This is a genomic window from Staphylococcus xylosus, assembly GCF_002732165.1.
Taxonomy (GTDB): domain Bacteria; phylum Bacillota; class Bacilli; order Staphylococcales; family Staphylococcaceae; genus Staphylococcus; species Staphylococcus xylosus.
Map to the genome: position 1 here is coordinate 116,344 of NZ_MRZO01000005.1, position 25,693 is coordinate 142,036.

27 protein-coding genes and 1 pseudogene are annotated in these 25,693 nt (G+C 32.6%); 16 read left to right on the forward strand and 12 right to left on the reverse strand.

Features of this window, described 5'->3' with window-relative positions; translation table 11 throughout:
- Positions 1-11: 11 nt before the first annotated feature.
- Positions 12-266, reverse strand: a complete 255-nt coding sequence (locus BTM19_RS12970) for a hypothetical protein (RefSeq protein WP_155238581.1) — start codon at positions 264-266, stop codon at positions 12-14.
- On the opposite strand from BTM19_RS12970, the gene BTM19_RS13145 reads away from it, so the two are divergent.
- The 3 genes from BTM19_RS13145 to BTM19_RS09080 are packed head-to-tail and all read left to right on the forward strand — an operon-like array spanning position 154 to position 2,361.
- Complete coding sequence (locus BTM19_RS13145) at positions 154-387, forward strand: hypothetical protein (protein ID WP_029378463.1); 234 nt, start codon at positions 154-156, stop codon at positions 385-387. The genes BTM19_RS12970 and BTM19_RS13145 overlap by 113 nt on opposite strands.
- 27 nt (positions 388-414) lie before the next feature.
- On the forward strand, positions 415-1,191 hold the full coding sequence (locus BTM19_RS09075; protein WP_038679006.1) for an N-acetylglucosaminidase: 777 nt from the start codon (positions 415-417) through the stop codon (positions 1,189-1,191).
- Between the two features lie 45 nt (positions 1,192-1,236).
- Positions 1,237-2,361 carry an FAD-dependent monooxygenase gene (locus BTM19_RS09080; RefSeq protein WP_038679004.1) on the forward strand — a complete coding sequence of 375 codons (1,125 nt, stop codon included), beginning with the start codon at positions 1,237-1,239 and terminating at the stop codon, positions 2,359-2,361.
- 98 nt (positions 2,362-2,459) lie between these two features.
- Here the strand turns inward: BTM19_RS09080 and BTM19_RS09085 are convergent, their stop codons facing one another.
- The 5 genes from BTM19_RS09085 to BTM19_RS09105 all read right to left on the reverse strand — a co-directional run bounded on the left by BTM19_RS09085 (position 2,460) and on the right by BTM19_RS09105 (position 5,832).
- Positions 2,460-3,416, reverse strand: coding sequence for a 2-hydroxyacid dehydrogenase family protein (locus BTM19_RS09085; protein ID WP_029378466.1), 957 nt, complete (start codon positions 3,414-3,416; stop codon positions 2,460-2,462).
- A 141-nt stretch (positions 3,417-3,557) separates the two neighbouring features.
- The gene (locus BTM19_RS09090; RefSeq protein ID WP_029378467.1) at positions 3,558-3,872 is read right to left on the reverse strand and encodes a DMT family transporter; all 315 of its coding nucleotides are present in this window, start codon (positions 3,870-3,872) and stop codon (positions 3,558-3,560) included.
- Entirely contained in the window at positions 3,872-4,192 is a 321-nt protein-coding gene (locus BTM19_RS09095; protein ID WP_029378468.1) for a DMT family transporter, read from the reverse strand. The genes BTM19_RS09090 and BTM19_RS09095 overlap by 1 nt, the downstream gene beginning before the upstream one ends.
- Before the next feature lie 477 nt (positions 4,193-4,669).
- On the reverse strand, positions 4,670-5,131 hold the full coding sequence (locus BTM19_RS09100; protein ID WP_029378469.1) for a CHAP domain-containing protein: 462 nt from the start codon (positions 5,129-5,131) through the stop codon (positions 4,670-4,672).
- Between the two features lie 329 nt (positions 5,132-5,460).
- The gene (locus tag BTM19_RS09105) at positions 5,461-5,832 is read right to left on the reverse strand and encodes a DUF4870 domain-containing protein (RefSeq protein ID WP_029378470.1); all 372 of its coding nucleotides are present in this window, start codon (positions 5,830-5,832) and stop codon (positions 5,461-5,463) included.
- A 270-nt stretch (positions 5,833-6,102) separates the two neighbouring features.
- Between BTM19_RS09105 and BTM19_RS09110 the strand changes: the two genes are divergently transcribed.
- Complete coding sequence (locus tag BTM19_RS09110; protein WP_029378471.1) at positions 6,103-7,173, forward strand: NAD/NADP-dependent octopine/nopaline dehydrogenase family protein; 1,071 nt, start codon at positions 6,103-6,105, stop codon at positions 7,171-7,173.
- 28 nt (positions 7,174-7,201) lie between these two features.
- Positions 7,202-8,599: a Na+/H+ antiporter NhaC gene (nhaC, locus tag BTM19_RS09115; protein WP_038679000.1), complete on the forward strand. Its 1,398-nt coding sequence runs from the start codon at positions 7,202-7,204 to the stop codon at positions 8,597-8,599.
- Positions 8,600-9,359: 760 nt separating this feature from the next.
- Here the strand turns inward: nhaC and BTM19_RS09120 are convergent.
- Positions 9,360-10,121: a CHAP domain-containing protein gene (locus BTM19_RS09120; protein ID WP_029378473.1), complete on the reverse strand. Its 762-nt coding sequence runs from the start codon at positions 10,119-10,121 to the stop codon at positions 9,360-9,362.
- A gap of 478 nt (positions 10,122-10,599) precedes the next feature.
- On the opposite strand from BTM19_RS09120, the gene BTM19_RS09125 reads away from it, so the two are divergent.
- From BTM19_RS09125 to BTM19_RS09140, 4 genes are all read left to right on the forward strand, one after another.
- On the forward strand, positions 10,600-11,652 hold the full coding sequence (locus tag BTM19_RS09125; RefSeq protein ID WP_029378474.1) for an LLM class flavin-dependent oxidoreductase: 1,053 nt from the start codon (positions 10,600-10,602) through the stop codon (positions 11,650-11,652).
- 14 nt (positions 11,653-11,666) lie between these two features.
- Positions 11,667-12,026 carry a DoxX family protein gene (locus BTM19_RS09130; RefSeq protein WP_029378475.1) on the forward strand — a complete coding sequence of 120 codons (360 nt, stop codon included), beginning with the start codon at positions 11,667-11,669 and terminating at the stop codon, positions 12,024-12,026.
- Positions 12,027-12,474: 448 nt separating this feature from the next.
- A complete protein-coding gene (locus BTM19_RS09135; RefSeq protein WP_029378476.1) occupies positions 12,475-12,822 on the forward strand; it encodes a transcriptional regulator, SarA/Rot family in 348 nt (115 codons plus the stop codon).
- A gap of 188 nt (positions 12,823-13,010) precedes the next feature.
- Positions 13,011-14,093, forward strand: coding sequence for a PTS sugar transporter subunit IIC (locus BTM19_RS09140; protein ID WP_029378477.1), 1,083 nt, complete (start codon positions 13,011-13,013; stop codon positions 14,091-14,093).
- A 304-nt stretch (positions 14,094-14,397) separates the two neighbouring features.
- Here the strand turns inward: BTM19_RS09140 and BTM19_RS09145 are convergent, their stop codons facing one another.
- From BTM19_RS09145 to BTM19_RS09160, 4 genes are read right to left on the reverse strand one after another with little or no spacing between them, the layout of a single operon-like run.
- The gene (locus tag BTM19_RS09145; protein WP_029378478.1) at positions 14,398-15,096 is read right to left on the reverse strand and encodes an amino acid ABC transporter permease; all 699 of its coding nucleotides are present in this window, start codon (positions 15,094-15,096) and stop codon (positions 14,398-14,400) included.
- Between the two features lie 13 nt (positions 15,097-15,109).
- Positions 15,110-15,793, reverse strand: coding sequence for an amino acid ABC transporter permease (locus BTM19_RS09150; RefSeq protein ID WP_038678996.1), 684 nt, complete (start codon positions 15,791-15,793; stop codon positions 15,110-15,112).
- A 2-nt stretch (positions 15,794-15,795) separates the two neighbouring features.
- Positions 15,796-16,647 (reverse strand): amino acid ABC transporter substrate-binding protein, encoded by an 852-nt coding sequence (locus BTM19_RS09155; RefSeq protein ID WP_099265836.1) that lies wholly within the window; start codon positions 16,645-16,647, stop codon positions 15,796-15,798.
- On the reverse strand, positions 16,644-17,393 hold the full coding sequence (locus BTM19_RS09160; RefSeq protein ID WP_029378481.1) for an amino acid ABC transporter ATP-binding protein: 750 nt from the start codon (positions 17,391-17,393) through the stop codon (positions 16,644-16,646). Before BTM19_RS09160 ends, BTM19_RS09155 begins: the two co-directional genes overlap by 4 nt.
- A 152-nt stretch (positions 17,394-17,545) precedes the next feature.
- Here BTM19_RS09160 and BTM19_RS09165 point away from each other — a divergent pair, with 152 nt between their 5' ends.
- The 4 genes from BTM19_RS09165 (at position 17,546) to BTM19_RS09180 (ending at position 21,312) form a co-directional block, all read left to right on the forward strand.
- Positions 17,546-18,697: an acyl-CoA dehydrogenase family protein gene (locus BTM19_RS09165; RefSeq protein WP_029378482.1), complete on the forward strand. Its 1,152-nt coding sequence runs from the start codon at positions 17,546-17,548 to the stop codon at positions 18,695-18,697.
- Between the two features lie 160 nt (positions 18,698-18,857).
- Complete coding sequence (locus BTM19_RS09170) at positions 18,858-19,760, forward strand: ABC transporter substrate-binding protein (protein WP_029378483.1); 903 nt, start codon at positions 18,858-18,860, stop codon at positions 19,758-19,760.
- A 194-nt stretch (positions 19,761-19,954) separates the two neighbouring features.
- The gene (locus BTM19_RS09175) at positions 19,955-20,503 is read left to right on the forward strand and encodes a biotin transporter BioY (RefSeq protein WP_029378484.1); all 549 of its coding nucleotides are present in this window, start codon (positions 19,955-19,957) and stop codon (positions 20,501-20,503) included.
- A 59-nt stretch (positions 20,504-20,562) separates the two neighbouring features.
- A complete protein-coding gene (locus BTM19_RS09180; RefSeq protein WP_029378485.1) occupies positions 20,563-21,312 on the forward strand; it encodes a GNAT family N-acetyltransferase in 750 nt (249 codons plus the stop codon).
- 73 nt (positions 21,313-21,385) lie between these two features.
- On the opposite strand, the gene fdhD is transcribed toward BTM19_RS09180, so the two are convergent.
- Positions 21,386-22,183: a formate dehydrogenase accessory sulfurtransferase FdhD gene (gene fdhD, locus BTM19_RS09185; RefSeq protein WP_029378486.1), complete on the reverse strand. Its 798-nt coding sequence runs from the start codon at positions 22,181-22,183 to the stop codon at positions 21,386-21,388.
- Between the two features lie 191 nt (positions 22,184-22,374).
- Here fdhD and BTM19_RS09190 point away from each other — a divergent pair, with 191 nt between their 5' ends.
- From BTM19_RS09190 to galE, 3 genes and pseudogenes are all read left to right on the forward strand, one after another.
- Entirely contained in the window at positions 22,375-23,379 is a 1,005-nt protein-coding gene (locus tag BTM19_RS09190) for a LacI family DNA-binding transcriptional regulator (protein ID WP_029378487.1), read from the forward strand.
- Between the two features lie 119 nt (positions 23,380-23,498).
- Positions 23,499-24,658: pseudogene (locus tag BTM19_RS09195) on the forward strand (galactokinase).
- A 32-nt stretch (positions 24,659-24,690) separates the two neighbouring features.
- Positions 24,691-25,692 (forward strand): UDP-glucose 4-epimerase GalE, encoded by a 1,002-nt coding sequence (gene galE, locus BTM19_RS09200; RefSeq protein WP_029378489.1) that lies wholly within the window; start codon positions 24,691-24,693, stop codon positions 25,690-25,692.
- The last annotated feature ends 1 nt before the right edge of the window (position 25,693 follow it).

Consider the following 25,693-nt stretch of genomic DNA (forward strand, 5'->3'; position numbering starts at 1 on the left):
AATGAGTAATTTTAAATTTCTTTTGATTGTCTTGCTGTTATTGTTTTTAAAATGACATATTGAAAGATGATTAAATGTGATACAATTTCTATTATTAGTGTTTTATTTAACTTATTAATTAAAGCAAGGAGTGGAAGACGTATCAATCCAAAAATGATAAAAATATCAGCTATAATGTCTAATATATTTTTAGTTATTGGAATTGTATTTTTATTAACTTTTAATATTTTAATGGCGATAACGATGTTTGTATTGTCTTTAGTCATTAGTTTAACTATATTTAACACGTTATTTAGAGATCGTAAAGGTATGAGAATAGCAATTAATGTTTCCTTTATAATTGTTTTAATTGCTATTGTATTTGCTTATGTTACATTAACAAAATAAGTGTAGGATAAGGGGTTATTTCACATAATGAATGAAAAACTAAAGCGTAAATTACCGTTGATTTTGGTGGGAGTAATTGTATTAATATTTGTTGTGTTATTGATTATTAATGAAACAGATTTATTTGATAAAAGTAAAACTCACACTTTCGATGAAGCGGTTGATAAACAAGTTGGAGCAGGCACATTAAATATGACTGAAAAAGATGGTCAATTTGTTGTAGCTTCAAAAAATGATGTAAAGCAAGCAATGGATGTTAATAGTGACAAAGAAAATTTGAACCACATGGATATTTCTGAAAAAGTGTCAATGTCTGAAAAGGAATTGAACAATATTTTAAAAGATAAGGGCATTTTAAAAAATAAAGGCAAGGCGTTTTTAAAAGCACAAGATAAATATGAAGTGAACGTGCTATATTTAGTCAGTCATGCGTTAGTAGAAACGGGTAATGGACAGTCAGATTTAGCTAAAGGTATTGAAGATGATGGAGAGCACTACTATAACTTTTATGGCATAGGCGCATTTGATGAAGATGCTATTCACACTGGTAGTAGTTTTGCTAAAAAACAGAAATGGACTTCACCAGAAAAAGCAATTATGGGTGGGGCTGAATTTGTAAGAAACAATTATTTTGAAAATGATCAACTTTCATTATATCAAATGCGTTGGAATCCAGAATCTCCAGGTGAACATCAATACGCCAGTGATATTGAGTGGGATGAAAACATCGCAACCTTTATGCAACGTTACTATGATGATTTAGGTATAAAAAAAGATCATGTAAAAAAAGATTATTATTTATAAAAAATAGCAATAGAGTAGACTAGGGAAATATGGAGTGGTTTGAAAATGAAAATAGCTATAGTTGGAGCAGGCATTGGTGGTTTAACCGCAGCAGCTTTATTAAAGGAACAAGGACATGAAATAAAGGTGTTTGAGAAAAATAGTGAACTAGCTGAAGTTGGAGCTGGTATAGGTATCGGCGGTAACGTCATCGATAAATTAGGCAAACATGATTTAGCTAAAGGTATTAAAAATATTGGGCAAATTATAGATGTAATGGAAGTACTAGACGACAAAGGGAACGTGTTAAGTAAAGCAAAACTGAAAAAAAATACTGTGAATTTAACTATGACAAGACAAGGGTTATTAGATGTTATTAAATCGTATGTACCAGATTCTATCGTATATACAAATCATAAAGTAACACGCGTGGATAGTGGTGCTTTAAAAGTTGAATTGCATTTCTCAGAACAAGCATCAGAAGCATTTGATTTATGTATTGGTGCGGATGGTTTACATTCTCATATGCGTAATTCGGTAGCGCCTAATAGTAAAACATTATATCAAGGCTATACGGTGTTTAGAGGTTTAGTAGAGGATATAAATATCAAACCGGACAACATTGCTAAAGAATATTGGTCATCTAAAGGAAGAGTAGGCATTGTTCCGTTATTGAATAATAAAGCATATTGGTTTATTTCAATTAATGCTAAAGAACAAGATGCTACGTTGAAATCTTATGGTAAGCCTCACTTACAAGCTAGATTTAATCATTTTCCCAATGAAGTTAGGCAGATTTTAGACAAGCAAAGTGAAACGGAAATTTTATTACATGATATGCATGATTTACAACCATTGAAATCATTCGTATATCAACGTATGATACTCTTAGGTGATGCAGCTCATGCAACTACCCCAAACATGGGACAAGGTGCAGGACAAGCGATGGAAGATGCCATTGTACTTGCAAATTGTTTGGAGGCATATCCCTTTGAAGAAGCACTGCAAAGATATGATAAGTTACGCGTTAAACATACAAAGAAAGTAATCAAAAAGTCTAGAAAAATAGGCAAAGTAGCACAACTAAGTAATAGAATGTTGATTACTTTAAGAAATAAAGTTACTAAGTTAATACCAAATCAATTGGTTTCTAGAGAAACAAAATTTTTATACAAATCAAAAAGCAAATAAAATACTGTAATAAATAAGAACCTAGAAATACGTTTGAATTGTAAAACGTATCTCTAGGTTCTTAATTTATCGTTTAATATTTATAAAAAAATAAAACTTTAATTAACTACGAATTTAGGTTCATTATTAGTCAATTTACTAACTGTATCATTTGCAACAATCTTAGACATCATATCTCGAGATTCATATGTTGCGTTACCAATGTGTGGTGTGAGTACAACATTGTCCAATTTTTTAAGTTCATCATTAATCTCTGGTTCGAATTCAAAAACGTCTAACGCTGCGCCTTCAATTTCTTTATCTTTTAAAGCTTGCACTAAAGCTTGTTCATGGACGATAGGGCCTCTTGATGCATTGATAAGGTAACTTGTTGGTTTCATTATTTTGAATTGCTCAGTATCAATCTGATGATGCATATTTGGATTATATGCAGCATTTATTGTTATGAAGTCTGAATTTTTTAATAATGTTTCTAAATCTACATATTTGGCACCAATTTCACGTTCTCTATCAACTTTTTGATTAGGACCTGTATAGAGCACATTCATATCAAATGCCTTCGCACGTCTTGCTACTGCACTACCAATTTCTCCAAGCCCAATTATGCCAATAGTCTTACAAGAAACTTCTCTACCACGGAAAAATAATGGCGCCCATCCATCAAAACCCGTTGTACGGCATAATTTATCTCCTTCTACAATGCGTCTTGCAGCTGAGAGTACAAGGCCAAATGTTAATTCAGCTGTTGAGTTAGTGGATGCTTTAGGTGTATTGGTAACATCTATATTAAGTTGACGTGCATAATCGCCATCTATATTATTAAAACCTGCACCGTAATTTGCAATTATTTTTAAATTACTTGCTGCATCAATCACATCTTTATCTACATTTGTTGAAAGTAGACTAATTAATGCATCGGCATCTTTTACACCTTCTTTAAGTGTTTCTTTATCAATAATGCCTTTGCCCTCATACATTGCAACTTCAAAGCCTTGATCTTTTAATAAGTTGAGTCCTACCTCTGGAATTGGACCTGCTATATAAACTTTTACCATGTATAATCACTTCCTTTATATCAAAGTATAGTAAATTTCATTGAGTCAAACAAATAAAAGTAATGATTATATAGAAAAATATGAAAACGTTTTATAGTAGCTCTATATAGTATGAAGATATGAGGGCATCGTTTTTAAAATTTAGTTTATTATTTTTAATCCAACAATGGATAAGATAATAAGAGCAATAAAGAAAATGCGCTTTACACTTTTAGATTCATTATAGATGAGCATACCAACTAGAGTGCCGCCTCCAGTACCAATACCACTCCAAATGGCGTAAGCAGTTCCCATTGGTATATCGTTCATTGCTACTTTAAGTGTGCTAAAACTACAGATAAATGCGACAGCTAAGAGTACGACTAGCCATTTCTTTTTAGTTCGTGCAATTTCATTTAAAATAACAACACCGATGACTTCTAATAGTCCTGCAATAAATAATATAAACCAAGCCATCAGCTTTCAGCCTCCTCTGTTGATAATTTTAATCCAATAATACCAATAACTAATAAGATGATTAAGCCAACTTTTAAAAAGTTAAATGGGTCACCCAAAAAAATCATATCTACTGCTACAGTTCCAACTGCACCAATACCAACAAAAACAGCATAGACTGTTCCAACTGGAAGGTGTTTACAAGCGGAAATAACTAGGAAGAAACTAATTATTATCACGATAATTGTACAAGTCCAACTGAATAAAGAATCAGCAGCATTTAGTCCTGTTACCCACAATATTTCAATTAGTCCGGCTAAGATAACTTTAAACCACTGCATAAATTGTGCCTCCTTTTTTCACTAAACCATTCTATTTTCTCAAATAATATATAAGAATTCAATGTTATCAATTGTATAAAAGTTATAGTGAGTTGCGATTAATTTTAAATTATGAAACGAAACTTAACAGAAAAAGCGTGAGTAGGAAAAATTAAATGTAGATATTAAGGATGATGAGGTTAGAAAAGTTTAATAAGCGTTTAATTGAAGTTAATATGTAGAACACTGGTAATTTACATAAAAAGGAACACCTGAGCTAAGGCTCATGTGTAAGAGTCACTAGCTCAATAAAGGAACACCTGAGCTTAAGGCTTATGTGTAAAAACTACTAATTTTCATAAATGAAAAAAGTAGTTCTTTAAAAAAAAGTCCGAGACATATGTTTATGTCCCGGACTCAATAGGGTAATTTCTATAAATAAGTTGAATTAAAATTACTTATAGTAAATACCAATACTTATTAATTTGTAACTATAGATTAGTTTACGTGGATATAGTTATAAGAGCTTGCTTCACCAGCTGAAATTGTACGTTCACTTACTGAATAAGGTCCGCCATTATAGTTCATCTCTGATACTGTAACAGAACCGTCACTACCAACACTTTCAACGTAAGCTACGTGACCCATTGGACCTGAACCTGATTGTAAGATTGAACCAGCTTCTGGATTGTTATCTACTGCATATCCTGCAGCAGAAGCAGCAGAAGCCCAGTTATTAGCATTTCCCCAAGTTGAACCAATGCCTCCACCTACTTTGTCAAATACATACCAAGTACATTGTCCTGCTGTATATAAGTTAGCGCTTGAATGATTTGATTGTGTAGTTTCATTTGTTTGTTGTGTTTGTTCAGCTGCATCAGCTTCGCTTCCGTGATCTAATCCTACGATTGCTGCGCCAATACCTGCTGTTAATGTTGTTGCTGTAACTAATTTTTTCATAATTAATAAATCCTCCCAGAGATTTTTAAAAGTTTATATTTTAGCTTGAATGCTTATCTTTAAATTTATATTTTATTTTTCGCTTTGCTTTCAACGACAAGTAATACTCTAACAGATGAATCAAGCTTTGTGTGGAATGTTACGCTTTTGTAAAACAATTAAAAAAACCTCACACATCGTTGTAATAAACGAGATGTAAGGTTACAAAATCGTATCAAGCCGTAATATTTCACAAACGGTGATATTATAATGTTTTTGTTGTAAATTTAAAATAGACTCCGACTTTACTGTTACATTCATTGTAAAAAGTCACAAAATTGTGATTCAAATTATTTGAAGAATCTAATGGATAAAGGTGGTAAATAATCTTCACCATTATATGCTTTTACAGCTGCTACAATTGTGAAAATGAAATTTAAAAGTAAAAGGATAGGAAGAATGATAATTCCTATAATAATAAATATAGCGATTGAAGCCACTGTTATCCAAATTAAGTAAGAGAGTAAAAAGTTCAAGTAATTCTTGCCGGCTCTATCTACAAACGGTGATTCATCCCGTTTAATTAGCCAAATAATTAATGGTGCAATTAAAGATGTAAAGAAACTTAATACATAGATAAGTGTTGCCATTAATCTAGCATCCGCATCTGGATATTGATTACCATATGTGTTTGAAACCTGTTCATCAAACTGTGTTGTCATAAAAAATAAACCTCCTTTACTTTAAGTTAATTATATCAATTTTAAGTGGTCTTTAGTATGTAATTAAAATAATTCTAAAACTTTTAAAATATACCTATTTTGATATGGCTTTAGTTGTTAAAATATAGCAATGTCACTATAGGTACTTACTTATGTTATAGCCATAAAATTAAGTTGTAAACCAGTGTTTATACAATTTCTTATTAGGTTATAGTTCAAAGTAATGATTTAATATTGTACAGAATAATAAATTTGGAAAGAAGGTTGATTATGAAAATTGCTATCGTAGGCTCAGGAAATGGAGCGGTAACAGCAGCGTTAGATATGATTAATAAAGGACACGAAGTGAAGTTATATTGCCGAAACCAATCTATTAATAAATTTGATAAAGCATTAGAACAAGGTGGATTCACTTTTAACAATGAAGGTGAAGAAAGCTTTGTAGCTTTTACAGACATTAGTGACGATATGGAATATGTAATTAATGATGCAGAAGTCATTCAAGTAATCATACCATCATCATTTATTGAACATTATGCACATACTATGGCTCCTTTTGTGAAAAAAGATCAATTGATTTTCTTCAATATTGCAGCAGCTATGGGTTCAATACGCTTTATGAATGTTTTAGAAGATATGCACATAGATGTTATGCCTCATTTTGCGGAAGTCAATACATTAACATACGGTACTCGAGTGAATTTTGAAGAAGCTCGTGTAGATTTATCGTTAAATGTAAGAAAAGTACATTTTTCGACTTATGATAAGGATTATTTAAGTGATTGTTTCGATAAAATTGAAAAACTATATCCATATATTGTAAAAGAAGAAAGCTTATGGAAAACTAATTTAGAAAATGGTAACCCTGAAGTTCATCCAGGCCCAACATTATTAAATGTAGGTCGTATCGATTATTCAGATGAATTTGCTTTATATGAAGAGGGTATTACTAAACACACTGTTAGGTTGTTACATGCGGTTGAATTAGAACGTCTAACATTAGGTCGTAAATTAGGATTTGAGTTATCTTCGGCTAAGGAAGCACGTATTGAACGTGGTTATTTGGAAAGGCAGGATGAAGATGAACCACTAAATAGATTGTTTAACACAAGTCCAGTATTTTCACAAATTAAGGGACCGAATCATGTTAAAAATCGTTATTTAACAGAAGATATTGCTTATGGCCTCGTATTGTGGTCTAGTCTTGGACGTGAGATTGACGTTCCAACACCTAATATTGATGCAATCATAGTTATTGCTTCAACTATTTTAGAGCGTGATTTCTTTGAAGAAGGACTGACGATAGACGATTTAGGGAAAGATAAGTTAGGTCTAGATTAATTAAAATAATTGACTAGGGGGATTGCGTATGAAAAGACAACCAACATTTTTAGAATCAATCACAACCATATTAGTAATGATTGTAATCGTAATTACAGGTTTTGTTGTTTTTGAAATTCCCATACAAGCATTGTTAATTCTATCTTCTGCATATGCAGCTTTGATAGCAAGACGTGTAGGCTTAAAATGGCAAGATTTAGAGGAAGGTATAACGTATCGCTTAGCAACAGCGATGCCAGCAATTTTCATTATTTTATCAGTAGGTATTATCGTTGGAACATGGATGTTTTCAGGAACAGTTCCAGCATTAATTTACTATGGATTAGAATTTTTAAATCCTAACTTGTTTTTAGTATCAGCGTTTATTATTTGTGCTATTACATCTGTAGCAACTGGTACAGCATGGGGGTCAGCATCTACGGCAGGTATTGCATTAATGGCTATTGCTACACAATTACATATTCCAGCAGGTATGGCCGCAGGTGCAATTATTGCTGGAGCGGTATTTGGAGATAAAATGTCGCCGTTGTCTGATACAACAAATTTAGCAGCGTTAGTTACAAAAGTGAATATATTTTCACATATTCGAGCAATGATATGGACGACGGTTCCCGCTTCAATTATAGGACTTATAGTTTGGTATATTGCTGGAAGACAATTTGGTGGTAAAACGAATACATCAAATGTTAATACATTACTTAATGAACTATCTCAAATTTATAACATTAATATTTTTGTTTGGTTGCCATTAATCATCATTATCATATGTTTATTGATGAAAATATCTACTGTACCAGCAATGCTTATTTCGAGTTTAAGTGCCATTATTGTTGGCGTGTTTAACAATGGGTTTAATATGGTTGATGGATTTAAAGCAACCTTTGACGGCTTCAATAAAGATATGGTGTCATCAAGTAATGGACAATTAACCGATAGAGCGATTGGTTTAATTGAACAGGGCGGTATGATGAGCATGACTGAAATTGTCGTTACTATTTTTTGTGGTTATGCTTTTGCTGGTATTGTTGAAAAGGCTGGTTGTTTAGATGTAATACTTAATAAAATTTCTAAAAACATCAATTCCGTTGGTCAATTAATATTAGCTACAGTGCTTGGCGGTATTATGATGGTGCTTGCAGCGGGTGTAGCTTCCGTCGTAATTATTATGGTAGGTGTATTATTGATGGAAATGTATAATAAAATGGGACTAGATCGCTCAAATTTATCTAGAACACTTGAAGATTCTGGGACTATGATTATTCCATTAATTCCATGGGGTACTTCAGGCATTTATTATACACAACAGTTAGGCGTGACTGTAGATCAATTCTTCGTATGGACCGTTCCATGTTATTTATGTATAGTATTTGCAATATTTTATGGTTTTAGCGGTATTGGTATTAAAAAAGTAAAAACGACAGAATGAACATTTTTATAAAATAATCTAAAATAAAATGGTTAGAATTTTTAATATTTGAATAGTAAACTTTTTCTGCGCTTTTGATCCTAGCCATCTTTACAGAGGTAGAAAGGTGGAATCTTTTTAAATAAATTTTATTTCTGTCTTGCGATCTTATACTCACTCTTACTTCACTCTGAAGAATTAATCATTAATTAGATTACAACTTCGCTATATTAATAGGATAGAAATTTTAACTATTATTTTTATAGAAATTTCAGATTAGAAGTTTAAAAAAATATAAATGGGATATATATAACTATGAATGAGGTGGCTCTTTGTACTACATAGTAATAATTGTAGCGATATTACTATTAGACATTGAAACTCATCAATATGTCAGTATAGATAAAAATTGTTAAATATACTTCCGTTATCTATTTTACAATCGATTTTGTTTTGTATATTGTAGCGATATTACATGACAAAGTCGATTGATTAATGTAGAGAATAATTTTAGATGTTGTGAACAATTACAACATGACATTTAAACCCATGACCTAAGTAATAACTTTATATGATGATAGTGTAGTTTAAACTATTCCTTTACTTAATAGATAGTTTGAAATAGGAAGTTATAAATATAGATACAGTAATACATTGATTAGGATAATTTCTAAGTAGATATTGTTATTATAAATCAATACATGTAGTTACTATCTTAGTTGTAGATATAATAAAAAAGACCAAATGCTATTTTAGCATTTGGTCTTTTTTTAATCACTAATTAGTGAATGTAATTGTAACTTGAAGCTTCGCTTGCAGAGATAGTACGTGAAGTTACGACACCAGCACCTTGACCGTAGTTCATTTCAGAAACGTTAATTGAACCGTCGCTGTTAACATTTTCAACGTATGCAACATGTCCCATAGCACCAGTTGAAGATTGTAAGATTGAACCTTGTGAAGGGTTATTGTTTACTGTGTAACCTGAAGCTGCTGCTGCGCTAGCCCAGTTGTTAGCATTACCCCAAGTAGAACCAATTTTACCGCCAACTTTGTCGTATACATAGTATGTACATTGTCCAGCAGTGTATAGGTTATTTGAAGAACCTGAAGTACTTGAAATTGAGTTTGAAGAACTTGATGGTGCACTAGTTGTACTAACTTTAACATTGCTGCTTGAAGTTGAGTGTGAAACTGCGCCACTTCCACCAGTACCTTGGTTGTTTGCTGTATATGATTGAGTAGAGTTCGTGTTGCTTGTAGCGTATGAACTATTGTTATTGTAGTTGTTGTAGCTATTGTAGTTATTGTAGCTATAACCACTGTTTGAGTGACCTTGGTCTGCTTGACTTGGGTTCCAGTTACCTTGCCAAGTGTAGTTGTAATTACCTTGTTGATCTATTGTATAAGAATAGCTATATGAAGTAGGGTCATTTGGATTATACCCACCATTATTGTTTTCTGCTGCGTCTGCTTCATGTTGAGCTAAACCAAAAGTAGCGATTCCTGCAGTAGCGATTGTAGCTGTAGCGATTTTTTTCATTGTTAAATATCCTCCTAAGAATTGTAAATAAATATATCCCAGTCTCTAAACGACAATTTTTATAATTTTTTAATTCGCTGTTTTAACGACAAGCAATACTTTATCAGAAAAACTTACGTTTGTGTGCGTTGTTATCATTTTGTAATTTAGTTCTAATAATATATCGGTTTATGTAATAAAAGAAATATATAATTTATACGTTTTAACGCCGTTGTTATAGCTTTTATAATTTTTTTGGTGTAACATTGCACTACGCTTTATTACAACGATGTAAAATAACAGAAAATTTGAAACTCTAAAAAACAAGGGTATTTGATATTTAAAATATAAATAATTACTCTTACAAAATGTAGTGAATTATCAATTAAATTAAGCGTATTAATATATTGATTACTATCCAGGCAATGATATTGACACCTCATAAAGAAGATATTAATATAGTAGTATAAAAAATATACTTATATAGTGAGGTGAATAAATGAAGATTGAATTGGGTTTAACATCTTTTGCTGATAATAGTGACATATATATGGAAGACGGTTATCAACCTGCTATAAGTAATGCACAGAGAATTCGTAATATAATAGAAGAAATCGAAGTAGCGGATCAATATGGACTTGACGTTTATGGTCTAGGAGAACACCATAGACCTGATTATGCCGTGTCAGATCCAGTCACTGTATTAGCATCGGCAGCAAGGAATACTAAGCATATTAAACTGAGTAGTGCAGTAACTGTACTGTCTTCAGACGATCCCGTACGTGTCTACGAAAGATTTTCTACATTAGATGCAGTCTCAAATGGACGAGCTGAAATTATGGTGGGTAGAGGATCATTTATTGAATCATTTCCGTTGTTTGGTTATGACTTGAAAAATTATGAACAACTTTTCAATGAAAAGATTGAGCTATTAATGCAAATTAATCAGAAGGAAATTGTAAATTGGGAAGGTCATATGAGACCATCAATTCATAATCTAGGTGTTTATCCAAGAACAGAAAGAGGTTCAATACCGATTACTATTGCTACTGGAGGTACACCTGAATCTTCTTTAAAAGCAGGAGCATTAGGATTACCGATAACTTATGCTATAATAGGAGGCGATCCAAAAAGATTTAGAAGAAATATAGACATGTATAAATCTATTGCTGAATCATATGGGCATAATGTAAATGAACTATCAATAGGTACACATTCATGGGGATACATTGCTGAAACAGATGAACAAGCAAAACGAGAGTTCTTTCCGTCAGTTAAGGCAAGTCATGATATCTTGGCAAAAGAACGTGGATGGCCAATGTATGATGAGAATAGCTTTGAACGAGAAGCCGGACCAAAAGGTGCACTATATGTAGGTAGTCCTGAGACGGTTGCTCAAAAAATAATTGAAACGATTGAAGCTTTAGGTATTACACGCTTTATGTTGCATACCCCTGTTGGATCAATGCCACATGAAAACACAATTAACACAATTAAATTGTTGGCAGAGCGGGTAAAACCTATTGTAGATAAATATTTTGAAAACAAATAAAAGGAGATTTTGTAATGATATTACGTTATTTAACAAATTTAAAATTAGCTAAGGAATTATATGGTGCCGCAAAACCAAAACTTAAAGGTGACCAATCAATGAAAGATACATTTGTAGAGGTATTTAATTTACCTTCAAATGCAGTACCTTTAGCTGGTGCAGTAGAAGCATTAAGTGCAGTATTTTTCGTATTAAGTTTTGCTAGTAAAAGACTTTCTCGTGTAGCTTCACTATTAACGATTTCAGTTTTAGGTGTAGCTGCGTACAAACATTTTGAAGCTGGTCACGGTAAAGCAGGCGCTAAACATGCTTTAGATTTATCAGGTTTAGCAGCGTTAAGCTTCCTTGATACAATTGATTGTAAAAAAAAGTAAGTCATTAATTTAAATATATTAATAAATAAAGGGTGTCACTATTGAAGTGTCACTGTATAATATATTAAGAGCCGAGACATTTAGATATGTTTCGGCTTTTATTATTGTAGAGAAGAGAATTCATATACGAGTTGATTAGATTTGTAAGTTATTCAGCATTGATAATAATTTGAAAAGTTTGTGGAGATGTTGGGCGACATTTTACAAAGTCATCATTTGTTAAATGCAATGGATGGGCATATTCTTTTTTTAGTAATAAAAAGAATGAATATCCAATTAAAATTTGGATTTAAAAAGTAAACATTAAAAAAATAGTAGTATTTTTTAATATTTCTTATACTTGGAGATATTGAATTTACGTAATGTAATAGTATAGAATTATTATATTAATATTGTTAAAAATCGCTTTGACATATTAACATCATGAAGAAACAAAAGGAGTGGTTTTATGATTGAACAAAATTTTAAAACACTGAACGAACTAATTACAACTTATCAGAAGGGTAAATATTTTTTCAAAACAACTAAAAAACAACATAAGCTTAACTATGAAGAAATATTTATTTTAAACTACATCTTTAATTGTAAGGAAAATGAGATTACAGCAAAAGAAATAGCAAAGTATTCAGAATTACAGCCTTATTATTTAACGAAAGCTTTACAGAAATTGATTAAAATGGGTTATTTGAGTAAAAAGAGAAGTGAAATAGATGAACGAACAGTAGTTGTTCGTGTAAATGAAGCGCAACGTGATAAAATTAATGAGATAATTAGAACATTACAGCAAACGTTGTGATGATGGATGAAGATAATAGGGGGATGAATTGTACATAAGTAGAAATAAAAAGAATATTCTGAATAATGTAAAAAAATAATATTTATTATGTATTCAACTAATATTTATTTTTAGAAACAAATTAACTGTGTTATACTGATATTTGTTGGATGAAAGCGCATACAAAAACAGCTAAGAAAGGTGTTATTATGAATTTACTAATTGGAGTCATATTTTTAGGAATTGTTTTATGTTTGTTTACATTATTCACTAGTAAAGCGCCTAATGGTGGTAAAGCGATGGGGGCACTTGCTAATGCTGCAATTGCGTCATTTTTAGTTGAAGCATTTCATAAGTACGTAGGTGGAGATTTGATTGGCATACCATTTTTAGGAGATTTAGGAGAAGTTGCTGGTGGACTTGGTGGTGTTGCAGCTGCTGGTTTAGTTGCATTAGCAATGGGGGTATCTCCTGTCTATGCATTCGTAATTGCTGTTGCGTGTGGCAATATGGATTTACTACCAGGATTCATTGCAGCTTATATCGCTAGTTTTGGTATGAAGTGGATGGAAGAAAAATTACCAGACGGACTTGATTTAATCGCAGCAATCATTGTTATTGCACCAATTACAAGATTAATTGCAATTGGTACTACACCTTTGGTGGATGCAAGTCTGCTTCAAATCGGTAATATTATTAAAGAATCAACTACATCAAGTCCAATATTAATGGGGATAGTTCTAGGGGGGATTATTACAGTGGTTGCGACTGCACCATTAAGTTCAATGGCATTGACTGCATTACTAGGCTTAACTGGTACACCAATGGCTATAGGTGCATTAGCAGTATTTGGATCCTCATTTATGAATTTCGTACTATTTAAACGTATGAAGTTTGGAGATCGTAAAACAACGATTTCTGTAGCTATTGAACCGTTATCTCAAGCAGATATTGTAACTGCAAATCCAGTGCCAGTATACATAACTAACTTTATGGGTGGCGCAATTTCTGGTGTGATTATAGCTCTGTTTGGATTAGTTAATGATGCGACAGGAACTGCTACGCCAATAGCCGGACTTATGGTTATGTTTGGTTTTAATAATGCGTTAACTGTTATTACAGTTGCAGTTATGTGTGCTGTCAGTAGCGCAATTTGTGGGTATTTAGGTTCGCTTATATTTAAAAATTATCCAATCATCACTAAAGATGAACTACAAAATGGCACGATGTCTAAAAAGGTCAAAAAATATTATAAATTAAAAAAACAATATGCTGAAAGTTTGGCATTATAAAATTTAGTGAGTGCAACGTTAGCTGAATAGTTAGGCTAGAGGAAATAAAATCTTTTTGAAAATGATTTTTTTATCAAACTCTTACATATATTAAATGTATAAAGGATTATAAAACAATGGATACAATGTTCAAGTCGTAAAAACTTGAGATTGTATCCTGTTTTTTTAGGAGTTAAATTGCCTTTTAATTAAGATAAATCAAAAATTAAATGAAAGAATAAAGCTGCCCACAAAAATCAAAATTGTTGGCAGCTTTAATAGTAAAGGTGAATGCTATATTTCTTGCGTAGCTTCATAAACTATATTAAGTTGTGCGCGTATTTAAATAACGCGTTGTTCTGTATTCCATTTTCGAAAATAGGAACTCTAATAAAATCGCTAATAACCAATAAAAAGCTGCTGCAACTGAATAAACTGTTATAAATTTATATCCTTCATTAGCAATTACATGACTTACTGCCATAATTTCGGTGACTTGCACGGCGAATGCGAGTGAAGTACCTTTTATTAGCATAATAAATTGGTTTTCTATATTTGGTAAGGCATACGCAAAAGCTTGAGGCAAAACGATTTCTTTATAAATATGAAATGTTGAAAGACCTACACTTTGGGCTGCTTCTATTTGAGCAAATTCTACCGACTGTAATCCACTTTTTATTGATTCTGATAGATAAGCTATCGCATGTAATGAAAAAACAATGAAAGCAATAATTAAAGGTGGGAAAATATCGGGATTAATATGCCATTTGAATTGATCATTTAAAAATATTATAAATGCAGGTAATCCGTAATATAAAATAAATAGCTGAACGATTAATGGCGTACTTCTAAAAAATGAATTGTAGATAATGATAAATTGCGATAATACGGGAATGCGTTTTAAACGAATCAATGCAAAGCATAATCCTACAATTAGACCTATGATTATGGAAACAATAGAAATCATTATTGTATTAGGAACCCCTTTAAGCACTTCAATTATTGTATATAAAACAAAGTCCAAATGAATATCCTCCTTAAATGCGGTATGGTTTTTGTGCGCGTTTATCTATTAAAGTAAATGTTCCTTGGATTATTAAAGCAATGATCCAATAGATGATTGAAATGACAATATAAACTTCTAACATACCTAAACCATAATTATTACCGATAATCAATTTAACTTGTCCCATCATATCAATAATGCCTATAGTAAAAGCTAATGAAGTATCTTTAACCAGTTCGATAATTTGTGTTGTTAAATTTGGGATACTATTTCTTAAAGCTTGTGGAACAATTATTTCTTTTAATATTCTAGGATAGGAAAGACCAATTGATAAACCGGCTTCTATTTGATGATAGTCTACAGATTGATATCCAGCACGTATTATTTCTGATAAGTAAGCGCCAGTATGTAACGTGAAGGCTAAGATAACGAAAAATAATCTACTAAAATGATTAATATCTATATGAATCAATAACAATAGTTGTGGTAGTGCAAAGTAAACTAAAAATAGTTGTAAAAGTAATGGCGTGCTACGTATAAAAGATAAGTAAATTCTTACAATTGGTGAAATTACTTTGATTTGCTTAATACGAATAAGGGCTAATATAAAACCTAAAACCAACGCACATATCAATGATATGACAATTATTAAAAGAGTTAACGGCAATCGTTGTAATACTTGCCCAAATAAATCTAACCAATTTACAGATTGCATTATCACTGCACCTCCAATTGCGCTTTTTTGTCATTAATTGCATCTAAGTCATCAAAGACATTAATATCAAAATATTTTTCTGAAAGTGATTGTAATTTGCCTTCTTTTTTTAGTTCTAATGTCGCTTGATCAATGTCATCATGCAACTTTTGATGTTTCTTATTGTAAACGATATGTAAAGGCTCTTTTTTTACAATTCCGCCAATTTTAACATCTTCTTTGACTTGTGTTTGAATGGCTTTATAAGTATTCCAGTTTAATAACATAGCGTCACGTCGCTGATGACTAACCATTTTCAAGTTGTCTCCATTTGAGGGTTCTTGAATCGTGTTAATATTGATTTTTGATGAATTATTTTTGTTGTACTGAGATAAGATAGAATATAGTCCGCCACTGGGTGCCATAGGTGTGATTGATTTTCCTGGCAAATCATCTAAACTGTGTATATCCGTATTGCTACTATTGACTACTAGCATAGGCAACGCATAACTATAGGGCACATCTTGGTACAGAAATTGTTTTTCACGTTCAGGTGTTTTGAAAAACCAGTTAATTCCCATATCAAATTTACCAGCACCAATACCAACTAAATTTGATTCTTCTTCACCTACTTCGTATTTGAAGTCATATTGAGGTAACTTTTTTTCGATTAATTTCATGTAATCCATATCGAGACCTACAAACTCATTTTGCTTATTGGTATACAAGTAGGGTGGGTTAACTTCTGCTGACTGTGCTACTTTCACTTCTTTTTTATGAGAATCTTTATTTGAATTATCACTTTGAGTACAAGCAGTTAAAATGAAAATAGATGAGAGTAGGATGGCAGTAATAAATCTTTTTTTTAATATCATTGTTTATCACGCTCCGTACTCACTTTATTTAAAAAACGTTGTACTCTTTCTGAATTAGTATGATCTAAGACTTCTTGAGGTGTGCCTTGATGAATAATTTGGCCATCATCAATAAATATCATTTGATCGGCAATTGCTTTAGCAAATTCAATTTCATGTGTTACTAAAACCATCGTCATACCTTCTTGTGCAATGGATTTAATGAGAGATAGCACACTTTGTATAGATTCTGGATCTAATGCGGATGTCGGCTCATCCAACAGTAATACATCAGGGTTAAGCGCAAGGGCACGAATGATACCGATGCGTTGACTTTGACCACCAGACAACTGGATTGGATATTTGTCTTTTTGATTTGCTAAATTAATACGTTCTAAATATGATAACGCTATTTCTTTTGCTTCGTTTACGCTGTAATTTTTACCATGTATTAAACCAACAGTTATATTTTCTAAAATAGTTTTATTCTTAAATAAATTATAATTTTGAAAGACCATTGCAGATTTTTGGCGTAATTTTGTAATATCTTTTTTAGTATGTTTTGAAGTGTTAAATGTTTCATTGTCAATAGTAATAGTGCCAGATTCTGGTAGTGCTAATACATTTAAAGTTCTTAACAGTGTTGTTTTACCAGAACCACTTGGCCCGATAATTGCAGTGACGGTGCCTTGTTCTTGAGTAAAACTTACGTCGTTGAGTATCGTGTTTTCATTATATTTATGTATAAGATGTTTAACGTTAATCATTCAATTTTCCCCCAATATTTCATTAAGTATAAACTATCACAATAAATCTTATCGGTAAAGTAGGGTTTTTGTACTTGAAAAGCTTTATTTCAAGCATGGCGAGTGTTAAACTTGTAACTAATAAGGAAAAAGTGATGAACGAGGTGAAGGAAATGAATACGTCCGCATTAATACATACGGAGATTCAAGAAAAATGGATTGCTAAATTAGACACTGTAAAAGACGATTTTAGAGCGAAAGCGGAATATAATGATATACATTCACATTTTCCCTATGAAAATATTGAATGGCTTGTAAATGAAGGTTATACATTGTTAACGTTACCAAAAGCATACGGCGGTGAAGGTGCGACTATTGAAGATATGGTGATACTTCAAAGTTATTTGGGAGCAATTGATGGCGCAACTGCTTTATCGATAGGTTGGCATTTGAGTGTAATTGGACAATTATATGAACAACAAATGTGGGAACCCGATATGCTTGAGCAATTTGCTGAAGAAGTGAAGCAAGGGGCATTGGTGAATAGGGCTGTTAGTGAAGCGGAAACTGGTAGCCCAACACGTGGAGGTAGACCAGCAACAAACGCAGTAAAAGTAGATGACGGATTTGTACTTAATGGGGTGAAAACATTTACTTCTATGAGCAAAGGACTCACACATTTTGTAGTCAGTGCCTATTATGAAGCAATTGACCAAGTAGGTTTTTTCTTAGTGACAAAGGATACTCCAGGTGTGGAAATAGCAGATAATTGGAACATGGTAGGTATGCGTGCAACAGAAAGCCATGATCTCGTATTAAATGATGTACATTTACCAGAAGAAAACTTTGTTGAAATAAGGGGCGCTGGGGGTAAAAAGCCAAATGGTTGGATTTTACACATACCAAGTGTTTACTTGGGTATTGCTCAAGCAGCACGTGATTATGCAATAGATTTTGCCAAAACATACAGCCCTAATAGTATAGAAGGAACTATAGGTGACTTACCGACCGTTCAACAAAATATTGGGAAAATGGAAACACTTTTATTATCTGCGCGCCATTTTTTATGGAGCACAGCTGCTTTATATAATAATGAAGATTCTCAAAAAGTGAAATGGAATGAAACGTCTGCCAGTAAAGTAATGGTCATGAACCAAGGTTTAGAAGTTATAGACATTGCCATGCGTATTGTGGGTGCAAAAAGTCTTGAAATGGAACGTCCTTTACAACGTTATTATAGAGACATGCGCGCAGGTTTACACAATCCGCCTATGGAAGATATGGCATATACAAATATTGCACACAGTGTATTAGATCATTTTTAAATATTAAGGGCAATACAATAACTATGTATTTAGACAATTTGTCTAAATGCATTTTTTATTAATTAAAAAAATAAACAATCGACTTGTTTGCTATTGTAAAATTACTAGAGTCATTATATAATCAATTGGTACTGATAATCATTTTCATTGGAGGAGAATTATGAAAAAATTATTGTTTCCGTTACTTGTTTTAGTACTCATTTTAGCTGCATGTGGTAATAAATCAGATAGTGACAAAAAGGAAGAAACAAAATCTTATAAATTAGATAGTGGTAAAAGCATAGATATACCTAAAAAACCTCAAAGAATAGCGGTTGTAGCACCTACATATGCAGGTGGTATTAAATATCTTGGAGGGGATATTGTAGCTGTAAATGAACAAGTAGATAGTAGTAAATTATTGAAAGATAAGTTTAAAGGCGTAGAAAAAATTGGAGAAAATGATGTAGAGAAGGTAGCGAAAGCAAAACCTGACTTAATCGTTGTTTATTCTACGGATAAAAACATTAAAAAATACAATAAAATTGCACCAACTGTTGTTTATGACTACGGGAAGCATAAATATTTAGATCAACAAAGAGAATTAGGTAAGTTACTTGGTAAAGAAGATAAAGTAGCTTCTTGGGAAAAAGAATGGAAAGCTCAAACTAAGAAAGACGGACAAGAAATCAAAGAGAAAATTGGAGAAGATGCAACAGTCTCTATCTTTGATGAATTTGATAAAAAATTGTACAGCTACGGACCTAATTGGGGACGTGGTGGCGAAGTATTATATCAAGCATTTGATCTTAAAATGCCCGATAAATTAAATGACTTAGTTAAAAAAGAAGGTTGGGCAGAAGTGAAACAAGAGAAGATTGCAGATTATGCAGGTGATTACATTGTTTCAACAAGTGAAGGTAAATCAAAACCAGCTTATGAAAAAACAGATTTATGGCAAAATATACCAGCTGTTCAAAAAGATCAAGTGATCCAAGTTCAAGCAGAAACATATTGGTATAATGATCCTTATACATTAGAGTATATGAGAAAAGATTTAAAAGAAAAATTTTTAAATAAATAGGAATTCATGTTCTTTCAACGTATAAGATAGTAAATTTAATAACTCATTAGTCTCTGAGGAGCGAGCATATGAATTCAAAGGTAATCTTTTGACTTCTAACTCGCTCCTTAAATTGTAAGTTTATCAATGTAAACTAGTAGTTTTTATTGGTTAACATTTGTGGTATAATTTTTCTCATTGAAGGAGGAATCACTTTGACTACAAAATATTTAGTATATACAGCTTTGATGACAGCAATTATAGCCGTTCTAGGCTTTGTTCCAGCTATCCCTCTGCCTGTCATGCCTGTACCTATAGTATTACAGAATATTGGTATATTTTTAGCGGCAATTTTGCTCGGACGTAAATATGGTACGTTAAGTGTCATTGTCTTATTATTGCTTGTAGCTGCTGGATTACCTTTACTATCAGGTGGTAGAGGCGGTATCGGTGTATTTGCAGGGCCGTCAGCAGGATTTTTATTTATGTATCCAGTTGTTACATATCTTATCGGCTTGGTAAGGGACTTATATTTTAAAAAAATTAATTTTGTTGTACTATTAATTACAATGATAGTGTTTGGTGTCTTACTATTAGATATCACAGGTACAATTATAATGGGCTTAATAACCAATTTACCTATCACAAAATCTGTTACATTATCACTATTATTTATGCCTGCTGATATTCTTAAAGCGATCGTTGCAAGTTTAATTGGCAATATTATGTTAAATCATAGTCAATTTAAACAGTTAATTAAATAAACTTTTAGATATTCAAAAGATAAGAATTAATGAGGGTGAAAGAGATAGGGTGAAGGTTCATGACAATTTCTATGGCAAATATATTTCAAGATGGTAAAATTTTTGCTGAGGATCAAAATAAAACAATTTATTTAACAGCAGAAGCCCCTTTAGTATATGATGCGAATAAATGGGTGTATAAAGAAATGCCTTCAATCAAGGATTGGAAACAACATATGGAAATACAACAAGCTTTACATAGACAACAATCTTCCGATCATTTAGCATTTACTTTTCCTGAGAACACACCGCTAAGTCAAGCTTGGTTAGATGAAATTAAAGCTTACGGTTTTGAGTTAGGGTGTATGGAGCTTTACGCAATTGAATCGCAGAATATTTGTAGGAGCCAGAATAGTCAAGTTGAAGTGAAATTCGTCACGAATCATACCTTAGAAGACTATATTGCAATTTATCGACAGTTTTCAGAACCTTTTGGATTTGAATATACAGAAGAAAGTATACGAGTAATACGTGATCAATTTCAAAGTGAAAGCAAATCCCGTATTATTGCCTATGAGAATCACATTCCAGTGGGTATTTTAGATTTAATAATTACTGATAAAACAGTTGAAATAGATGGCTTTGGTGTATTGGAAGATTTTCAAAGACGAGGGATAGGTCAAACAATGCAATCATTTGTAGCTGATATTTCGGATGATAAAGTTATTATACTTATCGCTGATGGCGAGGATAGTGCCAAACACATGTATATCAAACAGGGATACATTTTCATCAGTTATTGCTATCAAATATTGAAAGAAAAGGCTTAAATATAAATTATAAAGCGATCCTAATACATTTAGCTATGTCCTAGGATCGCTTTTGTATAATAGTGACTCTTTATTACATATGCTCTAATTGTATGCGTTCAGGGTGACTATATATATTGAAATTGCCATCTCTAATAAAGCCGACTGCAGTAATGTTTAAATCTTGAGCTAGTGTAACAGCTAATGTGGTCGGAGCAGATTTCGAAAGTATAACACCTACTCCTATTTTAGCGGCTTTAATTAGTATTTCAGAGGAAATGCGACCACTGAAAATTAGCACCTTATTTCGCACAGGAATGTGTCTTTGGATACAATAACCATAAAGTTTATCGAGCGCATTATGACGGCCGATATCTTGACGATGTTCGAAGAACGTCTCTCCGTCACTAATAGCTGCATTATGAAGTCCCCCAGTTTGTTTGAAAACGGCACTCGCACTTTGTAAACGTGTCATCATGTTTAGAATTTGTTTTGGACTAATAACAATTTTGGACATAGAAGTTTTTGCTACAGCAGCATCATTTTGAAAATAAAATTCCCTACTCTTACCACAACATGATGCAATCATTCGTTTAGTTGAGTATTCAAAACGTTCCCCTAAAGCTCTTGTTAATTCAACGTGAGCAAACCCTTTACTATCATCTATTTGAATTGATTTTAAATCATCACTTTTTAGAATAGCCCCTTCAGACGCTAGAAAACCAAGGACAAGTTCCTCTATATGGTTTGGACTACAGATTATGGTAGCAAATTCTTCTCCATTGACCATAATTGTTAAAGGAAATTCGGTTACATAGTGATCTGTTTTATCAATAAGTTCACCATTTTCGTATCGTACGATTGGTTGGTTTGTTAAAACGTCTTCATTCATTCGTACACCTCTTTTCGTATTCACCTTATATTTTAGCGCATTTTTAATTATAAAAAAATAATTCGGTTTTACTCATGTAACTTAATATACGTCAACGTTGGCCTTAAATAAAAATTAGAAGCAGTAAAGATTGATTTACGAATATAATGGAAGTAAACTTGAGGTAAACAAACTAAAGAGGTGAATTTGACATGGTTAGTATAAGAGATATTGCACATATAGCAGAAGTTAGCCCAGGAACTGTATCCAGAGTATTGAATAATGACCCGACTATTTCGGTATCAAAAAATACTAGAGAACGTATCCATCAAATTGCGAAAGAGAAACAATATCATAAGTCAGCAAGAAAAAATAAGAGTATTCAAATCATTACTTATGCATCAAGAGCTAAAGAAATGTCAGATCCTTATTATAGAGAAATTCGATTGGCAATTGAAGCGGAAGTTAAACGTTTAAATCTATCGTTAAAGCGAACAATACGTATAGATGGTAACCAAAATGATAATGAGTTAAATACAATTGAAAAGGCAGGCGCGATAATCGTTATAGGTAATTTTTCAGTTGATGCTCTATACAAACTCCAATCTTATAATCCTAATATGGTAGTAATTAACAATCCTCATGTGCCTAAATCCATAGATGCTGTATATTCAGATCTACATTACTCTATGACTCACTTGCTAGATAAGATAAAGGGCTTAGGTTTAACACGCATTGCATATATAGGTGGGTATCATACAATAAGAGATTTAGATGGCACCCCAACTTCAAATGCAACTGATGTAAGGTATAAAGCTTATCAAGATTGGTGCGAAAGACAGCAATTAGAAACGATAGCATTGCTTAATGGATGGAAAAAAGAACATGGTGAGTTAGCGGTTAAAACATTTATAGAGAGCAAACAGGAGCTTCCACAAGTGTTTATTGCGGGAAATGACATGGTCGCAATAGGCGTTTTACAACAAATTCAAGAGAATAAAATTGCAATACCAGAGAACGTAAAGTTAATCAGTTTTAATGATTTAGAAGTTATCCAATATGCAGTGCCTTCTATTAGCAGTGTACATATTCCTGTAGATGAATTTGGGAGAACGGCAGTAAGGATGGCAGAAGAACGTATTAATCAAACGAGAAAACTTGCTATTCATATAGTAGTAGAGGCGCCGTTGAAGTCTCGTAATACATTTAAAGTCTAAGTGAAGTAGATTACGTTGACAAAACTTTTAGTAAACAAGTAAACTTAATATGTGTTTACTATGAAGAGAAAATAATCAATTACCTTGCGTTTAATGTAGAAAAAAGGAGTGGGAAACTTATGTTACAAGCAATGCGCGAAAAATTTGAATCGTTATATGATGTAGAAGCGGAAGTTAGTGCTTTTGCGCCTGGGAGAATCAATTTGATTGGAGAACATACTGATTATAATGGGGGTTATGTTTTTCCAGCGGCAATAGAATTAGGGACATATGGGTTAGCAGCTAAAAGAGATGATCGTAAAATACAACTTTATTCTAATAATTTTGAAGAAAAAGGCATTATAACTTTCACTTTAGATGATTTAGTATTTAATCAAGATGATGATTGGGCAAACTATCCTAAAGGCGTCGTAAAGTATCTAACTGAAAAATTCGACAAAATTGACCGAGGATTTAATATTTTAGTCGAAGGCAATATTCCAAATGGAGCCAGTTTGTCGTCGTCCGCTTCAATTGAAATACTTACAGGGTGGTTATTAAAAGATTTATTTGATTTAGAATTAGAACATCTGCAGCTTATTAAAATAGGTCAAGTTGTCGAAAATAAATTTATGGGTGTAAACTCAGGCATTATGGATCAATTTATTATTGGAATGGGTAAAGAAAATCATGCAATATTACTTGATACTGCGACACTGGATTTTGAATACGTACCAACCAAATTGGTGATTATGTGATTTCTATAATGAATACGAATAAACGTCGTTCATTGACTGAAAGTAAATATAATGAGCGCAGAGCAGAATGTGAATCTGCACTAGCTGACTTAAAAAAAGAATTGAATATAGAAGCACTAGGTGAACTGACACTAGCTCAATTTGATCAAAATAAGCATCTTATTAGAGATGAAGTGTCACGTAGAAGAGCTAAGCATGCTGTATCAGAAAATGAACGTACAAAACTTGCACGTAAAGTACTTGCTGAAAATGATTTTGAACAGTTTGGCAAACTACTTAATATGTCGCATGGTTCATTGAAAGAAGATTATGAAGTTACAGGGATTGAATTAGATACATTAGCTGAAACAGCTCAACAAGTTAATGGTGTATTGGGTGCAAGAATGACAGGCGCAGGGTTTGCAGGATGTGCGATTGCCTTAGTACATAAAGACAGTATCGAGCTATTAGAACATGAAGTATCACAAATGTATTTAGAAAAAATTGGTTATGCACCTTCGTTTTATCACGTTGGTATTAGCGGTGGCGTAACGTCTTTATAAGTGATACAAAATAAATGAAGGAAGGTTTTTATATGTCTGTATTAGTGTTAGGTGGGGCAGGTTATATAGGCAGCCATGCCGTAGATCAATTGATTGAGAAGGATTACAAAGTTGTAGTTGTAGATAATTTAGGGACAGGACATAGAGAGGCAGTACACCAAGATGCAAAGTTCTATGAAGGTGATATTCGTGACAAAGCATTTTTAAACTATGTTTTCACAAATGAACAAATTGAAGGCGTATTTCACTTTTGCGCATATTCTTTAGTTGGAGAATCTGTAGAAAAACCATTAGCTTATTTCAATAATAATGTATACGGCTTACAAGTGCTATTAGAGGTAATGTATGAGCACCAAGTAAAACATATTATATTCTCGTCAACGGCAGCAGTATACGGAGAACCCGATACAGTTCCAATAACTGAAGAAGATTCTAAAAAACCAACGAGCCCTTACGGTGAAAGTAAATTAATGATGGAGAAAATGATGCATTGGAGCCATAATGCTTATAATGTAAACTATGCTGCACTACGTTATTTTAATGTTGCTGGTGCCAAACAAGGTGGATGGATAGGTGAAGATCATCGTCCTGAAACGCATTTAATTCCTATCGTATTACAAGTAGCATTAGGACAACGTGATGCTTTAACTATTTTTGGTGACGATTATGATACTGAAGATGGTTCTTGTATACGTGATTATTTACATGTTGTAGATTTAATAGATGCACATATTCTAGCTTATCAGTATTTACAAAACGGAGGTGAATCGGGTGCGTTTAACTTAGGTAGTAGTCAAGGATACTCTGTTTTTGAAATTTTAGAAGCTGCGCGTAAGGTAACTAAAGAACCAATTAAGGCTGAGGTAGGCCCAAGAAGAGCTGGGGATCCGAGTAAATTAGTTGCGGCAAGTGACAAGGCACAATCTGTCTTAGGTTGGAAGCCACAACATGATAATATTCATGATATTATCGACTCAGCATGGCAATGGCATCATCAGCACCCTGATGGTTATCAACAAAGTACGGAGGGATAAC

What these genes read in the sequence shown, in the direction of transcription:
- BTM19_RS09105 (WP_029378470.1), bottom strand. Translation starts at nt 5,832, where the DNA reads ATGACAACACAGTTTGATGAACAGGTTTCAAACACATATGGTAATCAA.
- BTM19_RS09080 (WP_038679004.1), top strand. Translation starts at nt 1,237, where the DNA reads ATGAAAATAGCTATAGTTGGAGCAGGCATTGGTGGTTTAACCGCAGCA.
- BTM19_RS09130 (WP_029378475.1), top strand. Translation starts at nt 11,667, where the DNA reads ATGATATTACGTTATTTAACAAATTTAAAATTAGCTAAGGAATTATAT.
- BTM19_RS12970 (WP_155238581.1), bottom strand. Translation starts at nt 266, where the DNA reads ATGACTAAAGACAATACAAACATCGTTATCGCCATTAAAATATTAAAA.
- BTM19_RS09120 (WP_029378473.1), bottom strand. Translation starts at nt 10,121, where the DNA reads ATGAAAAAAATCGCTACAGCTACAATCGCTACTGCAGGAATCGCTACT.
- BTM19_RS09160 (WP_029378481.1), bottom strand. Translation starts at nt 17,393, where the DNA reads ATGATTAACGTTAAACATCTTATACATAAATATAATGAAAACACGATA.
- BTM19_RS09075 (WP_038679006.1), top strand. Translation starts at nt 415, where the DNA reads ATGAATGAAAAACTAAAGCGTAAATTACCGTTGATTTTGGTGGGAGTA.
- BTM19_RS09165 (WP_029378482.1), top strand. Translation starts at nt 17,546, where the DNA reads ATGAATACGTCCGCATTAATACATACGGAGATTCAAGAAAAATGGATT.
- BTM19_RS09125 (WP_029378474.1), top strand. Translation starts at nt 10,600, where the DNA reads ATGAAGATTGAATTGGGTTTAACATCTTTTGCTGATAATAGTGACATA.
- BTM19_RS09110 (WP_029378471.1), top strand. Translation starts at nt 6,103, where the DNA reads ATGAAAATTGCTATCGTAGGCTCAGGAAATGGAGCGGTAACAGCAGCG.
- BTM19_RS09150 (WP_038678996.1), bottom strand. Translation starts at nt 15,793, where the DNA reads ATGCAATCTGTAAATTGGTTAGATTTATTTGGGCAAGTATTACAACGA.
- BTM19_RS09190 (WP_029378487.1), top strand. Translation starts at nt 22,375, where the DNA reads ATGGTTAGTATAAGAGATATTGCACATATAGCAGAAGTTAGCCCAGGA.
- BTM19_RS09100 (WP_029378469.1), bottom strand. Translation starts at nt 5,131, where the DNA reads ATGAAAAAATTAGTTACAGCAACAACATTAACAGCAGGTATTGGCGCA.
- fdhD (WP_029378486.1), bottom strand. Translation starts at nt 22,183, where the DNA reads ATGAATGAAGACGTTTTAACAAACCAACCAATCGTACGATACGAAAAT.
- nhaC (WP_038679000.1), top strand. Translation starts at nt 7,202, where the DNA reads ATGAAAAGACAACCAACATTTTTAGAATCAATCACAACCATATTAGTA.
- BTM19_RS09140 (WP_029378477.1), top strand. Translation starts at nt 13,011, where the DNA reads ATGAATTTACTAATTGGAGTCATATTTTTAGGAATTGTTTTATGTTTG.
- BTM19_RS09155 (WP_099265836.1), bottom strand. Translation starts at nt 16,647, where the DNA reads ATGATATTAAAAAAAAGATTTATTACTGCCATCCTACTCTCATCTATT.
- BTM19_RS09170 (WP_029378483.1), top strand. Translation starts at nt 18,858, where the DNA reads ATGAAAAAATTATTGTTTCCGTTACTTGTTTTAGTACTCATTTTAGCT.
- BTM19_RS09090 (WP_029378467.1), bottom strand. Translation starts at nt 3,872, where the DNA reads ATGGCTTGGTTTATATTATTTATTGCAGGACTATTAGAAGTCATCGGT.
- galE (WP_029378489.1), top strand. Translation starts at nt 24,691, where the DNA reads ATGTCTGTATTAGTGTTAGGTGGGGCAGGTTATATAGGCAGCCATGCC.
- BTM19_RS09135 (WP_029378476.1), top strand. Translation starts at nt 12,475, where the DNA reads ATGATTGAACAAAATTTTAAAACACTGAACGAACTAATTACAACTTAT.
- BTM19_RS09085 (WP_029378466.1), bottom strand. Translation starts at nt 3,416, where the DNA reads ATGGTAAAAGTTTATATAGCAGGTCCAATTCCAGAGGTAGGACTCAAC.
- BTM19_RS13145 (WP_029378463.1), top strand. Translation starts at nt 154, where the DNA reads ATGATAAAAATATCAGCTATAATGTCTAATATATTTTTAGTTATTGGA.
- BTM19_RS09095 (WP_029378468.1), bottom strand. Translation starts at nt 4,192, where the DNA reads ATGCAGTGGTTTAAAGTTATCTTAGCCGGACTAATTGAAATATTGTGG.
- BTM19_RS09180 (WP_029378485.1), top strand. Translation starts at nt 20,563, where the DNA reads ATGACAATTTCTATGGCAAATATATTTCAAGATGGTAAAATTTTTGCT.